Origin of the sequence: Eisenbergiella sp. OF01-20 (assembly GCF_003478085.1) — a bacterium.
In the GTDB taxonomy this organism is placed as follows: Bacteria; Bacillota; Clostridia; order Lachnospirales; family Lachnospiraceae; genus Eisenbergiella.
This window is the reverse complement of sequence record NZ_QUES01000001.1, coordinates 516,858-531,728: the sequence shown is the minus strand read 5'-3', so window position 1 is coordinate 531,728 and position 14,871 is coordinate 516,858. Positions and strand designations below refer to the sequence as shown.

11 protein-coding genes are annotated in these 14,871 nt (G+C 44.2%); all 11 read right to left on the bottom strand.

Going from position 1 to position 14,871, the window contains the following annotated elements:
* The 11 genes from DXA36_RS02590 to DXA36_RS02540 all read right to left on the bottom strand — a co-directional run bounded on the left by DXA36_RS02590 (position 1) and on the right by DXA36_RS02540 (position 14,616).
* Positions 1-1,968, bottom strand: a complete 1,968-nt coding sequence (locus tag DXA36_RS02590) for a hypothetical protein (RefSeq protein ID WP_118676021.1) — start codon at positions 1,966-1,968, stop codon at positions 1-3.
* A 26-nt stretch (positions 1,969-1,994) separates the two neighbouring features.
* The gene (locus DXA36_RS02585; protein WP_182478888.1) at positions 1,995-3,734 is read right to left on the bottom strand and encodes a response regulator transcription factor; all 1,740 of its coding nucleotides are present in this window, start codon (positions 3,732-3,734) and stop codon (positions 1,995-1,997) included.
* Positions 3,727-5,469, bottom strand: a complete 1,743-nt coding sequence (locus tag DXA36_RS02580) for a sensor histidine kinase (protein WP_118676019.1) — start codon at positions 5,467-5,469, stop codon at positions 3,727-3,729. The genes DXA36_RS02585 and DXA36_RS02580 overlap by 8 nt, the downstream gene beginning before the upstream one ends.
* 65 nt (positions 5,470-5,534) lie before the next feature.
* Positions 5,535-6,452, bottom strand: a complete 918-nt coding sequence (locus tag DXA36_RS02575) for a carbohydrate ABC transporter permease (protein ID WP_243114547.1) — start codon at positions 6,450-6,452, stop codon at positions 5,535-5,537.
* Between the two features lie 22 nt (positions 6,453-6,474).
* The gene (locus tag DXA36_RS02570) at positions 6,475-7,401 is read right to left on the bottom strand and encodes an ABC transporter permease (RefSeq protein WP_118676018.1); all 927 of its coding nucleotides are present in this window, start codon (positions 7,399-7,401) and stop codon (positions 6,475-6,477) included.
* Between the two features lie 99 nt (positions 7,402-7,500).
* The gene (locus DXA36_RS02565; RefSeq protein WP_118676017.1) at positions 7,501-9,240 is read right to left on the bottom strand and encodes an extracellular solute-binding protein; all 1,740 of its coding nucleotides are present in this window, start codon (positions 9,238-9,240) and stop codon (positions 7,501-7,503) included.
* A gap of 571 nt (positions 9,241-9,811) precedes the next feature.
* On the bottom strand, positions 9,812-10,801 hold the full coding sequence (locus DXA36_RS02560) for a glycosyltransferase family 2 protein (RefSeq protein WP_118676016.1): 990 nt from the start codon (positions 10,799-10,801) through the stop codon (positions 9,812-9,814).
* A gap of 58 nt (positions 10,802-10,859) precedes the next feature.
* Entirely contained in the window at positions 10,860-11,309 is a 450-nt protein-coding gene (locus tag DXA36_RS33830; RefSeq protein ID WP_118676015.1) for a Coenzyme F420 hydrogenase/dehydrogenase, beta subunit C-terminal domain, read from the bottom strand.
* Positions 11,269-12,015: a Coenzyme F420 hydrogenase/dehydrogenase, beta subunit C-terminal domain gene (locus tag DXA36_RS33825; protein ID WP_118676014.1), complete on the bottom strand. Its 747-nt coding sequence runs from the start codon at positions 12,013-12,015 to the stop codon at positions 11,269-11,271. Before DXA36_RS33825 ends, DXA36_RS33830 begins: the two co-directional genes overlap by 41 nt.
* A gap of 1 nt (position 12,016) precedes the next feature.
* Positions 12,017-13,159 carry a polysaccharide pyruvyl transferase family protein gene (locus DXA36_RS02545; RefSeq protein ID WP_182478887.1) on the bottom strand — a complete coding sequence of 381 codons (1,143 nt, stop codon included), beginning with the start codon at positions 13,157-13,159 and terminating at the stop codon, positions 12,017-12,019.
* Between the two features lie 35 nt (positions 13,160-13,194).
* Positions 13,195-14,616 carry a lipopolysaccharide biosynthesis protein gene (locus DXA36_RS02540; RefSeq protein ID WP_118676012.1) on the bottom strand — a complete coding sequence of 474 codons (1,422 nt, stop codon included), beginning with the start codon at positions 14,614-14,616 and terminating at the stop codon, positions 13,195-13,197.
* Between the last annotated feature and the right edge of the window lie 255 nt (positions 14,617-14,871).

Below are 14,871 nucleotides of genomic sequence, written 5' to 3'. Positions count from 1 at the left end.
TTATGCCCTCCATCCATCCAGCAGATTCCAGTTTCCGCATTTGCGCAATACCTCAAGCCGGAATGCACAAGGCCATGCCACCAGCCATTGGGTGACACTGAAAATACTGCCCCAGCCGCCGTTTTTGCCGGCTTGATAATTTCCCCACCTGGTATGAAGGATTCCTTCGTCGCAGCTCCCTGCCGGCCTTGGCCCTGCCTGCAATACCTGCATCGTTCCATCGGAAATCCCCTGTACGCCGTTTCTCCATATGGCAAGCGCCCGTTCCTTCCACTCTTCCCTTCCCGTCAGTGCGGACAGTTCCAGCAGATCCGGCACATAGCAGAGTGCGAACGGATCCAGATGGTGATGCGAGGTGGAAACCGCTGTTCCTCCGAAGGTATCATATCCCATTTTCCCCAGCACCGTATCTGCAGGATACTCCACCGTCTGATGCCACTGCCAGGTAGAAAGATACCAGGCCGCTTCCTCCGCCATGTCCAGATAGGCATCAAAACCGGTTGCCCTGTACATAAGCAGACCGCCCTTTAAGAGAGGAATCACCGACTCCTTGTCAATACAGCAGGTATCCAAAGCGCCGCTGGTGCCGTATCCATTGTTGGCAAACTCTCTGTAGTAGTACGAATAAGCTCTCACTGCAGCAATATTATATCTGTCTTCTCCGGTGCGAAGATATGCTTCCGCTAAAGGTAAAATTAAGAAAGCCCCCGCTGTCCCCTTCAACTCATGGGGGGATCCGTCCCTGTTCCAGCTCATGCCGATTCCTCCGTCCAGACGCTGGCGGGACATGGCAAAGTCGCAGATTTCATAGGCAGCGTCCAGCCACTTCTTTTTATTAAGCCCCAGCCTTTTCGCCTGATCATAGGCTTCAAAAAACTGCTGTCCAGCCGTTCCCAGATTGCAGGCATCGATAAGCGAATCCTCCGGATCGTACCGGGTAAGAAGCAGCCCCTCCCTGCTTCTTGCTTTTTCCACCCAGCTGTCAAGGACGGAAACGCCATACTGCAGAGATTCCTCTCTGTGATTCATCTGGTAATCATACAAAAGAGAAACGGCAAGAGAAGCATTCTGGCCGCACCAGCCGATTTCATATTTGAAGTCAGGCCGCTTCACCCATTCCTCACCATTCCAGGTAAAACCGATGCTGAAGGCCCGAAATCCGTCTTTTTTTACGGAAGGCTTTTCTTCCACGGAAGGCTCTTCTTTTACGGAAGGCTCTTCTTCCACGGAAGGCTTTTCTTCCGTATACAACAAACGGGCATATTCCGTACTTAAATCCCAAACCTCTCCTGTTTTGCGAACCGGCGGCTTAGGTACGTATTCCCGTTTCCATGCAGCCTGAAGCATCCCCTTAACCGCCTGCTTTCCTTCGGCGATATATAACCAGGCCGTAAAAGATACGGCCGGTTCCATTGTCCCATAGAAGGCTTCGCCCCAGGCATCGGAATATAGCACCTGCGGGCCTTCCTGTTCCGGCCAGAGAATCCGGTGGAGCATATGGCCATTTTCTTTTGGCTGCATACTGCCGGAGCAGACCCCCCTTCCAAACAATGCTACCCCTAACAGGTCATTCCAGGAACAGGTAGCTCCGGGCACCGCACAACGATGGCTGGCAAACGTATAGGCGGTCCCTTCTGCGGAGGCGGAATTCCTGTCTTGCATTTGCAATCCTTTATACTCATGATCCTGTCCCCAGGGATTTCCGTCATAGGAGACTGCCGGGACCATGGTGTGTTCCGGTATGAACAGGGCTTCTGCCTCCATACACATGGAAGCAAAGCGTTCCATGGAAGCGAAGCATTCCATGGCTTCTGCCGGCCCGGCCGCAGTCCTGCGCCATAAAAGCAATCCCTCTCCTTGTTTCTCAAAGGTATCCGCCATTCCTTCCGGCGTTATAATCAAAAGCGCCTCTTTTCCGTCCAGACTGAAAATAGTCTGATTACCCCTCTTTTCCCATGCAATACCCATTTTCTGTAATCCTCTCTTTCTGTCTTTTATCCGTTTTGCCAAGGTTTTCCTTCAATCAGCTGGTTCCTGTATTCCTGGGGAGTCATTCCCGTATTTTTTTTGAAAAAATGTGTAAAATAGGAAGCCGTATTCAGCCCTGTCCTTTCAGCAATGTTCTGTGTCCGAAGACAGGGATCCGCCAGAAGCTCCCTCGCCAAATCCAGTCTCCTGGCGGTGATGTACTGGCCAAGAGACAGATTGGTTACTTTTTTATAGAGCCTGGAAAGATAGGACGGATGCAGGCCCACGACTTCCCCTATTGTGGTCATGGACAGATCCTCTGCCAGATGCTGCATAATATATGCGTTTACTTTATGTACAATATAGTGATCCGAATTATCATGAACCGCCTCCCTGCTGCGGAAATAATCATCCGCAAGCCCTTCCAGACAGCGGCAGGCATCGAGAAAACCTCTGTGTGCACTATAATTGGCTATCTGCCCCAGATTCCGGTGCGTAAGCAGTACACTCTCCTTAGGCAGATAGTTCAGTATCGCCTGCAGCAGCAGGGATGCAAGGGTGGTATACACGGCAATCTGCGCCGCCGGATTATCCTCCGGTGTATTTTGCTTAACCTCTTCCATAACGGTTCTGAAATCCGCCGCATTTCCATAGCTTAAGCTCTCCGACAGCTTTTCCACATTAAAGCGGCCCATGACAGGCCCTTCTTCTCTCCATGTATAATCCGACAGCATCGCATCTAAGCCGCACAGGATTATACCTCCTTCCCCTGTCAGTTCAAACCGCTTTCTTCCCAGAACAGAAAAAGCACCTGTCAGTCCCTCCAGCGCTGTCTGTTCCTCATACAGATAGATCTGCGGCGGTTTCAAATCCATCCGCTCGCACATGGACAGGGCAATTTCCAAGAATCCTTTCAGCCGCAGCGGCCTGTTGTCCTCCGACTGGGCAAGCAGCAGAAAAAGATGGGTGGACACTGAAGCGGAATATGCCCTAAAGGCACTTTTCAGGCTTTCCATAATGGCGGACTGAATCCGGCTCATAGCGACCGCATTCCAGATATTACCTCCATCTGTTTCCTCCTCTGTTGCCGGCAATGCCGCCGTCTGGTTCCGTGCTGGATGCGGTGTCTCTATTGGCGGCAATGCCGCCGTCCTGTTCCGTACTTGATGCTGTGTCTCTGTTGGCGGCATGGAAATAATAGCTATCAGGAAGTTTTTTTCCAGGGAGAATTCCATACCGGAAGCCTGAATTTTATGGGAAAGGGAACGTTTTTTGTCCTCCGTCCATTTTTCCGTCGTGATCATCTGTTTTAGAATATCCTGCCGCAGCAAGGGAACAGCCTCCTGCCAGGAAGCGCTCATTTTCAGGAATCTGCTTTTTTCCTCGTATTCTCTTTCCAGTCGATCATACGCCTTATCCATTATTTTTTCAATGGCACGGTCCCCGTCCAGCTTCAGCACATACCCTATCGTCCTGCCGCTCACGGCCTGTCTGGCATATTCAAATTCACTGTGTCCCGTGAGGAAAACCGTAAGGCAGTCCGGCCATTCCTTTTCTACAATCCTGACAAGGGACAGACCATCCATACCCGGCATGCGGATATCCGTCATCAGAAGATCCACCCGGATATTCCGGAACTGCTCCAATGCCCCGTCTGCGGAAGGAGCCTGATAAACAAGGAATTTATCCCCATATTTCTTTACCAGCATGTGGTACAGGCTTTCCAGGATCAATGGCTCGTCGTCAACGATTAACAGATTATACATGATTTTGTTCTTCCCCCAGACGTATCCGGGCAGTAACCCGGAATCCGCCTTCCTCTCTGTTTTCAAAGTCCAGGCCGCTGCCTTCTCCATAATGCAGTTTCAGCCGTATATTGGTATTGGAAATGGCATGGATTTCTTCTGTTTCTATCGTCCCCTCTTCCATTTTAAGCCGCATCCGGGCCAACTCCGCATCCGACATGCCCGGCCCGTTATCTTCTACGGTAAAGCAAAAAATTTCATCGTCATAATACATGGAAATCCGTATTTCCCCATTCCGCATGCAGTCCTTCATCCCGTGCTCATACGCATTTTCCACCAGCGGCTGCAGAATAAGAGGCATAATCTCCATATCTTTTACGGCATCCGGCGTATCCCCTAAAAACGCCCGGATCCGTTCCCCGAACCGGGTCTCCTGTATCGCCAGATAATTTTCAATATGGCTGATTTCCTGGGACACCCTGACCCTGGAATTTCCCACACGGGTGATGTACTGATAATATTTACCCAAATGCTCCGCATACTCCGCCATGGTTTCATTTTCATCCATCTGTGCCATCCGGTAAATCAGGAAAATGCTGTTATACAAAAAATGAGGCTGAATCTGATACTGCAGCTGTCTCAATTCCGCGATATGTACCCGGTATTTGGAATCCAGATTTTCCCGGATAAGGCTCTCTGTCTTTTTTACGATTTTATTGTATCGGTGATAAATAACGGTGAGTTCGTCCCTATCATCCCGGTTCTTTTCTTCAATCAAAAAGCTTTCCTTATCCTGGAAATCCTCCATGGCCTGCATGATTTTCTCTAACGGCCTGGCAAAAGATTTTCCGGCATAATAAGCATAGCTTACAAGAAGTACCAGGGCAAGCACGGTCAGTGCAACAGTGAAAACGCCGAAAAAATCCAAAGGCTCCTCCAGTATCCTGTCCGGATAACAATATACAAGCCATACACCCAGGCGGGGGAACAGGCAGCCGGAAGCAAAACCATCCTCAGACACATGCAGTATTTCCGCTTCCCCCATACCCGTGAGCTGCTGCTTAACCTCATTCAGAACAGGTGTACCAGCCACATCTTCTATGAGTTTTTTCCCGGAACTGGCAAGTACCCTTCCTTCCTCCCGATCCATCAGAAATAGAATCCCCTCATCCTCTCCCAGCATATCCGACAGGGTATCCTGCAGCGTGGAGGGTGTGATGGTGGTACGAATATAATAATGCGGAAGCCTGTCCTTCCGGGGATTCACATAGAAAGGGAAATAAACAGTGAGGCAGATATTTCCCTCCTCCGAAAGAAAGGACTGCTCATAACCTTCAAAAATATCGTCCTCATATTCTTCCAGAATTGGGGCATCCGCGCTGATTACCACTTTTCTTTCCGGGAAATAGGTCTTGATCGATCCCGCTATTCCGTGCAATACCTTGATATTCAGAAGCCGGTAGGAAAACTGCTTGATGGACTCATTCCTCTGGTAGCTGCTCATGCTGTCCCACATCACATGAAGCTTCAAAAGATTACTGTCATCCATCAGGCTGCTTTGGGTCAGCAGAAGGCTGCTGATCTCCTGCTCCAGCTGTTCTTCCCAGAAACGAACTTTGGAATCCAGCGTATCCTGTATCTGTTTTGCCAATACTCTGCGGCTGTAAAGGTTACTGAAGAGGCCGATTCCATAAAAGCAAAAACAAACCAATGTTATGGAAATCAACATTTTACGGAAGGTTTTTGATTTGAACATATCCACGGCCTCCCTTTCTATTTTTATAAATGCTCCATACCTTCACAGTTACCATTTTTACTATTTTATCCCTTTACGGATCCCATTACCATACCTTTTACAAAATACCTCTGTAAAAACGGGTAAGCAGCAACAATAGGCAGGGTGGACAGGAAAATCTGCGCGCACTTTACCGTTCTGTCTGAAACCAAAGCCATAGTCTGCCAGTCGGTAGTACTGTTTATTGAGGTGTCCCCCTGTATGATTATTGTCTGCAGGTAGCTCTGTAAAGGATACTGGGTTGGTTTATTCATCAGAATTATGCCGTCAAACCAGGAATTCCAATGATAAACCAGGGCAAACAGGCAGATAGTTGCTATGCTGGCTTTAGAAAGGGGAACATAAATCCGGGCGAGAATATTCCAGTGGTTCGCTCCGTCCATAAAAGCCGCCTCCTCCAGTTCCTCCGGAATCGCGCGGAAAAAATTCAGCATGAGCACCACACTGAATACCGGAACCGCCCCGGGGAGGACAAGCGCCCATATGGTACCCAGCAGATGTACGCTTTTAATGGTCATATACCAGGGGATGAGTCCTGCATTAATCAGCATGGTAATAAAAAAGAACCAGGTATATCCTGTACGCATACGCAGCTTGCCGTTGTCCTTTGAAAGCGGATAGGCGGTAAGGACACACATCAGCACATTCAGGGAAACCCCCAGAAGGCAGCGGAGGATTGTTACACCCAGAGATTTCCAGAATGCCGCCCTCTTTGCCACATATTCATAAGATTTCAGCGTGAATTCCACAGGCACAAGCTTTACCAGCCCTGCTGTGGCCGCCGCATTGGAGCTTAAAGAAACCGCCAGGATATTGATTAACGGCAGAATACAGATCAATGCCAGAAAAACCAGTATCAAGGTATTCACTATGGTAAAAATTCGGGAACCCACGGATTCTCTCACCGCCGGCACCCCTTGTTTCCTCTTGTTTTGTTTTATCATGGTTTGCCTCCTGTTTTCGCTGTCAAAATATCCGGTAATCAAAAAATTTATAAGCAACATAGTAGGAAACGGATATGAACAGACAGGAAACCGCAGACTTGAATACGCCCATCGCGGTCGCCGGACCGAACTGGGCATCTATCAGGCCTATCCGGTAGATAAAGGTATCAATAATATCGCCGGTTTCATAAACCTGCGGGCTGTACAGATTCAGTACCTGGTCAAAGCCTGCATTCAACACATTTCCCAAAGCCAGGACACACATCAGCACCACAATCATACGGATCCCGGGCAGCGTAACATGCCACATTTTCTGGAACCGGTTCGCCCCGTCCATGGTAGCCGCTTCATAAAGGCTGAGATCAATCCCTGTAATGGCCGCAAGGTAAACCACCGTACCAAAACCAAATCCCTTCCACACATCCGTCATGATAATTGTGGGCTGGAACCATTTATTGCTTCCCAGGAAGAAAATAGAATCGATGCCGAAAACATTCAGCACCTGGTTCACAATTCCCTGGGAAGGGGAAAGAATATCTATCATAACGCCGCCAAGAACTACCCAGGACAGGAAATAAGGCAGATAAATGGCAGTCTGTACCGTTCTGCGGAATTTAGCGGAACGTACTTCATTTAACAAAATTGCCACGGTTATGGGAACTACAAGCCCTAGCACGATTTTAAAAAAAGCAATGACAACGGTATTTCTTAAGGCTGACATCGCTCCCGGCATATTGATAAGGTATGTAAAATTATCAAGGCCAATCCATTTCTGATCGCCGAAAAGTCCTTTGGCCGGTATGAATTTCTGAAATGCTATTACCATCCCCGCCATGGGGATATAACAAAAAATAAAAGTAAAAATAATTCCCGGTATCAGCATCATGTGAAGAGGAAGTTCCCTTTTGAACACATGTTTCTTTTTCTGATTTGTCTTTGCAGCTGCCATATTCTCCCACTCCTTTACCTTTTAGGCAGAAATTCCATGCGGCCCGGCCCAATGCCGGAAGGCCGCATGGAATGGAACCAGTTCTTCATGCGAAGCAGTCTATTTCACGGAAGAGTACCATTCGTTAACTTCCGCCGTCATATCATCTCCGCCCAGCTTATTGAAATCTGCCACAAAGGTATCGAAATCATCAATAGAGGATTCCCCGATAATAATCTTGGTATAAATTTCATCACGCATGGTTTCCAGCGTGGAAAGTTTCTCCGTCATGGTTTCCGTAGGCGCACCCACAAACTTGTTAATCATGATTCTGCCATTTTCGTTCATATCGTTAATGGAGGAATAAGAGCTGGGGGCAGGTCCGTAGATTCTCTCCCATCCCCACAATGCAAAACCTTCGTCACTTCCGGAATAATAGCTGTCCAGCTTGTCCTGGATGGACTTGGCTTCTCCCGTAAGCGAAGAGGTATCACCGGACTGGCGGGCCGCTTCAATATCCAGATAAGCCTGGAGATTTTTTTCCGGCATGGAACATTGGATAGGAGAAAGTTTCCATACGCCTTCCGCTTCCGGCGGCGCATAATATTTACCATTGTCACCGGTTTCGCCCCAGCATTTTTCAATGAACAGATTGATCATTTTAACGACCGCTTCCGGATTTTCAAAATTTTTATTTACGGCAATCCAGCGGTTGGTGCCCAGATCGGCCTGTGCTGTAGACGGCTGTCCCGTTGCGGTAGGAAGCGGATATGCGGACCACTGACTGTCGGGATCATTATCCTTCGTAGATTGGAAAGGGGTGAGGGAAAGCCACTGCTGTCCAAAGGAAAATCCGCACTTTCCGGCGGCTGCAGCTTCCCCGGCCTTCGTGGAATCCTTTACGCCGAATTCCGGATCTATGTAACCTTTTTCATACATTTCATGAAGCGCTGCCAGAGCCGTTTTGCACTCCGGCTGGATGGCGCCGTAAACAAGCTGTCCGTCTTTTTCCACCCAAATACCAGGATATGCGCCGTAAGCGTTAAAGAAACCTCTCAGACCGCCGAAACCGCCTCCAAGAAGGGAGGTTCCCGCAACACCGATACCTATGGTATCCTTCTGTCCGTTACCGTCGAAATCTGCATTGACGAACTGGTCAATCACGTTCATCACCTCATCCATGGTGGAAGGAACTTCCAGATTCAGTTTTTCCAGCCAGTCGGTACGGATCCACATGAGATCCACGGAGTCAACGCTGCCGCCGGTAACCGGGAGGCCATATTGCACGCCGTCTTTGTTCCCTGCAAGGAACGGGGAATCCCCTTCCTGATACATCACTTCTTTGGTGAAATCGGTTGCATACTGTTCAAAAACAGGACCCATTTCCTGCACAAGGCCTGCATCGATAAGCTGCATCATCTGTGTGGAGGTGACACACATAACATCGGGAAGGTCTTCGCTCGCCATAGATACATTCATTTTCTGGTTAAATTCATCGTCACCTTTTACAATCCAGTCGTATACGACTTTGATACCCAGTTCTTCCTCGTAGGTATCCAGCCAGAAATTTTCCTCCAGGGACTGGCCGGGAAGGTTGGCAAGAACGTTGGTTTCGATAGTGTCATCGGTGGCACGGACGAAATGGATTTCCAGCGGATCGGCATATTTGCCGAATGGATCCGCCTGCGCTGCTGTGTCGGCGGCTTCGGTTCCTGCAGGTGCGGAACTTTCAGTGGATGCGGTGTTGGTATTTGCATTTGCTGCCGCGGATTCCGCAGAATTGTCTGAATTGCCGCAGGCTGTCAGGGACAGCGTCATGGCGGCGGTTAAGAAAATGCTTAGTAGTTGCTTCTTTTTCATAGGAAAACCCCTCCTTTTTTTGATATTGTTATTATAGGAAAAAGGGAGGGGCGGGACAATTGCATTATTTTGATATTTGTTGTGTTATTGTGACTTTTGTATGGATAATCATATGATTTTATTAAAATGTGAACAATATGCTTATATGATATTTCTATTAAATCTAAATTTTTGAGGATATTACTGTCCAGAAGGCGAATTTTCACCTTTTCTGTTGCATAAATAAAGAAACATTCATTGATACGTTTTAACAATTTTCTTAGTATCACCCACAAACATTATGATCAGCACTCTCTAAAGACATCTGCAAGGGTTTCAATATAACCCAAAACTTTCCTTTTTCATCATGTAAGCATAGCTGTCCATCATCCTTTTATTAGATATAGTCACACAGCCTTTCTCATTAGTCAGCAATCCGTATACTAACTACTATTGCGGAATAAATTCCTTCTTTGTAGTCAATCTATTAATGTAACTGTATATTCTTGTAAATCATTTCTCCCCCTGTAAACAAAACGAGCGGCACCCGGGATGAGGGCTTTAATCAGACGAGTGTATCAAGTCTTAACAATTACTCCATGGTATCCTTAGCCAAATTTTCTTGTTCTTTACTCAATCTACGTTTTGCCCACCACACGGGGAAAAATCCTGCGAGCAGCATTTTGGCTTTTGTTTTTAGTCCTATTTTAGAAAAAATCAGTACCCTCAGAAGACGGCTCCGTATATTTTTGATACAGTCATCATATCGCATTCTGTTCTCACTTACAGAATTCGTTGCTATTATTAAGAACAGCTCATAACCATAGTTTTTCCAAATATGCCAATTGACAGCATTTACCGTCTTGGATGTCCTAATATGAAGTTGCTCACCAATATAACGTATATTTTCAGAAGCATTAATACCCATCTGAAGATTATAATGCGTAAGACCACTGTCCGTATTATTTAGTCTATAATTATATATCTTACGGTGCCCCACTCCAACATGATTAGCAAATTGTGCAGCCCTAGACGAAAACCACAGCCCCTCCCCCGACCACGGGACAGAAAAACTAATATTATTTGTCTTAAGCAACTCAGTCTTATATATCTTATTCCATGGACCAATCGGGATTCTTGGATAAATAATTGCCATTGTAGCTTCTTCAGCCGTCCACGTTTCTATTACATCATTTTCAGTTTGGACACGGTCACGAGTTGTATAGATTTTATCTGTCATTGCCATCTCTGATCCCGTTTCATGTATCAGTTTCATAAGATACTCAACATAATCCACTTCCAGCCAATCATCACCATCTATAATGCTCATGTACTCGCCTGTTGCAATTTCCATACCCGCATTACGAGCCTCACATGTTCCACCGTTCTTTTTATGTATAACCACAATACGGTTGTCTTTAGTCGCAAATTCATCACATATAGCTCCGCTGTTGTCAGGAGATCCATCATCCACAAGGACTATTTCTAAATTTTGATATGTCTGCGTGATAATAGAGTTAATCAATTTAGGCAAGAATTTTTCCGATTTATAAATAGCAACAATAATAGTAACTTTTTCCATATAGGTTTTCTCCTTCTGCAAAAAGCGTCAGAGAAATCCAGTTGACTCCCATGTATATTCAAAGCTGCTTCAATAATTTCTCTACGAGAACTTTTACTTGCTTCTTAAACCTATCAAAACCATTCTCATAAAGATCAATTATGGAGTTAAGCCGTACACGGTCATCGCGCAGCATCATCAATGACGCATCATAATATTTCGGATACTGATAGTCTGTGTGTTGCTGCCCAAATCTTTCTTTAATATCCTGCTCAAAATAATTAATTTTTTCTTTAATGCCATCCATAAGATTTCTGCCGATTTCAGTATTTACTAAAATCATGGAGACCCCCTCCTCAGTACTCTCGAAACGTGGTCCCCAATAATCTCCCAGACGAATATCGGCTGCTGTCTGATTTCTATATGGACAAGTAAAGCAGGCTTCCTGGTTCACAACCCCCAGAGTAAATAGCTTTAAAAAAGGATCTCTATCCGCTTCTGCCAGATATTCTTTTACCCCCCCACTCATTTTTTGAAGTCGAAGTAATATGCATAAAATACTTATGCCAAGAATATGTTTTATCTCTGAAAGTCAATATCATCTTTTTACCCTCCTTCATTCCCTTGTCTAAATCCAACCATTTCCAATATTTTTGCCATAGGAGATAACTTGGCGTTCCATGACAGAATATATCAACTAAAGCAACTCTCTTCCTTAATTCCTTTTTTATAAGGACATGGTTTATTCCTGCAATTTGGCAAGGCGTGCCAAATATGATAAAGCGCCTGTTACAATTAAATTGCAATTCCTTAAGGACGTCCTGAAAAGCTGGTTCACAAATACTTTGCAAATATTTAGAACCTTTCAGTGCTCTCATACCATCTAATTCAAAAAAATTCTTGTGTTCAGCACGCTTTTCCTTATAGTTATAAGTCACTCCACAAATTCCATACCCTAATTCTACTGCTCTCTCTGCCAGCAGCCACGCTATACCACCGGATGAAGATTCTGTTCTTATTCGTTTCTCTATAGCGAACGCTGAATACATAGTAATATCATCAAGATTCGTACCATCGGCATGTATCTGCGGACAGACCTCGTCACACAGATTACAATCAATACATTCATCGGCGTTTTTCTTTGGTCTATAAAAACCATCTTCATTGACTTTCATGGCAATGCAATTTTTAGGACAAATAACCGAACATGCGCCGCACCCACTACATTTTATCATACTACTCCTCTCCTATGGCTGCCGAAAGAAATTCTTTTGATCTTTCTATCTCATATTCAAGAGCCTTTTCCACAGCATTATAATTAATATTCTTAAGATCTACCACTTTTTTTGTCCCATAGGGCAAAAATCGATCATTCACTCCGGCAATACTCAAAATATTTCGAACTCGTGAATTCTGAGAAGTGTATGCATCTTCCTTAAATCTGGTAAATGCATAAAATTGTTTCTTGAAAATCAGAGAAAATGATGTTACGTGAAACGAATCAGTTAGTACATATTCCGCACCCCGTATTAAATCCAGGAACTCTTGCAATCCTGCATCTGCAATGATATTCGCCTTTTGCAAATAAGAAAATCCACAGTATGGTATAATAACATGCTGCAGTTTTTTCTTCTTTACAAAATTTCTGGCCGCGTTCCAGTGTGAATATCTATCTGTAAGAAATATACTCAATACATATTTTCCCCCCCGTTCTTTTTTAACCGGAAAAATTTCATTCCAATCATCTGCACACAAAAGCAATGTAGGATCAATGGTTACCACCGGTTCTTTCTTCGAAAGCGGTCTTAAAAGTTCTACTCCATTTTGTTCTCTTACAGAAACCGCACTAAATTTACTGAGGCCTCTACGTATTTCTGATTTTCTATCTTCCGGGATTGTATTTACACCCAAACTTGGAGCATAGGATATTCTTCGTGTTGTCACTTCATCATAATCTGCGAAATAAAACCGATGATATCCCTCTGGATTCCATATCTGATCACTTCCAGTTATTAACAATTCAAAAGAGTTAAATATCGAAATTAATTCTTTTTCATCACTGATTTTTTGCGTAAGACAGCATTTTTCCCGAACTGTTGCGATAAGTTTTTTATCCCTTCCCAATATTTCATTGTGATATTTCAGATATGCCAGTTTCTGCATATACTTTTCTGGCTGTCGTCTTATTCTTATGCCCAGCATTTTCCAATCAGTCAATTTCTGGAACACTGTCAATTTGACAGCATCTTTTGTATTGACTTCAAAATTTACAATCAGCACTTCATGCCCAATATTTCTAAGATATTGTTGAAGTGCGATTGCCTGTAGATTCGTTCCATAATTCGAACCACTAAACCATGTAACAATTCCAATCTTCACTGTATCACCCGCTTTATTTTCAATATCACAAATAGTCATTCTCTATGTAGTTTTAACGCATTCAAAGAATTCTTAAATATTAAACCGATATCCTTTATATACAGTAACAACACAATCGCAAATAAGCCAAATTCCAATGTATATAATCTCATCGAGTCTTCCACTATCAACAATATTACTGACTGCACAACAAGAAGAATATAGCTCATGATATCCCTTCCCAGCCTAACTCTAAGCTTAATTATCCTCTGTACATGGATATACCGAAATACCCATGTTACACAATAGCAAACTGCGGTTGCAATCGCTGCTCCCAGTGCCCCCAACAATGGGGTTAGAATAATGTTAAATACAACGTTTGTAGCTGCGCCAATCATTGTAGATTGTGCGAAAAGTTTTGGCTTTTTTACTGCAGAAAAGAAGCCACCTACATACCCAGACAATGCACCGAAAACAATAGCAATTGTCAGCCATGGCACATAATTCCAAGCCGCATAAAAATCCTTGGCATACAAAAATTTTGCAAAGATCTTGTCTGCCACTATAATCGCGGAACACATGATGGTCATTAGGCAATTATATGCCTTATAAGTATTTGCAAAAAATCCATTTTTGTCCTCTGGATCAAATTCCTTCACCGCAGACAACGTCCACGCCTGTGCAAAAATAGACTGCACAATATTTAAAATGGATGGTATCTTTGAAGCTACTGAATAGATACCGTTCTCCGCCAAACCACAAAACCAAATTACCACATATTTATCCGATGCATTATTCACCCACCAAGCTATACTGTTAGCAATCATAGGCTTGCAATAAGTAAGCATTTCCTTTGTTTCTAACTTATATTTTTCTGTCAGTTTGATTTTATGAAATACTCCTGTACACAGCAACAGATACAGACACTGGGCAAATGGTCCAAATATATTAGCTAAGAAATATCCGATCAAGCCCCACTTAAACACAACGAGGAACAGAATATTACAGAAAATGATTGCCAGAGAGCTGACCACACTCGACACAGATAATTCTGCAATACGGTCAATCCCCCTGATATATGCAAGCACTATACCAGAAAGTGCCTGTGTAAAAAACATCAAGAAGAAAAATATCGAATAGTCCCTGATTATGATACTAAACCTAAATACATCATTTACAACAAGTCCAGCGACAACCAGCAAGTTACTGACAATAAAATACTTAGCTCCAATTGAAAGAATGGAATTCTCGTCAAGCTTATCGTCAAGCGAAAAACGCATCACGGATTCCTGAATGTTCAGTGTCAATATTGGAAGCAATACCCCGATTGTCGTGTTGAACATATCATATGTCCCATACTCTGTAGTAGACAGCACATTGGTATATAAGGGTACCAAAAAGAAACTCAATAATTTCGTGGTAAAACTACTGAGTGTCAACAATCCTATATTTTTTAGCAAGTACTTATATCGTCCCATTCGTATTCATACCTTTAGTTTATAATTATCTTTTGTGTACCAAACCAAATAAGCCATCCTGATATAACTATAAAAGGCATAAATAACGCTCCTGTTAAAGCCCGTCATATTTCCTATTATCTATCAAATCGCTTCGGTAGTTTATTGGCACATACATTCATAAAAAATCATTTTCTAAATATCTCTTTCATTTTGATAATCCAGCTTGTAACACTTTTCCCAAACAAACACTGTATTCATTTAAAGTATCCATAG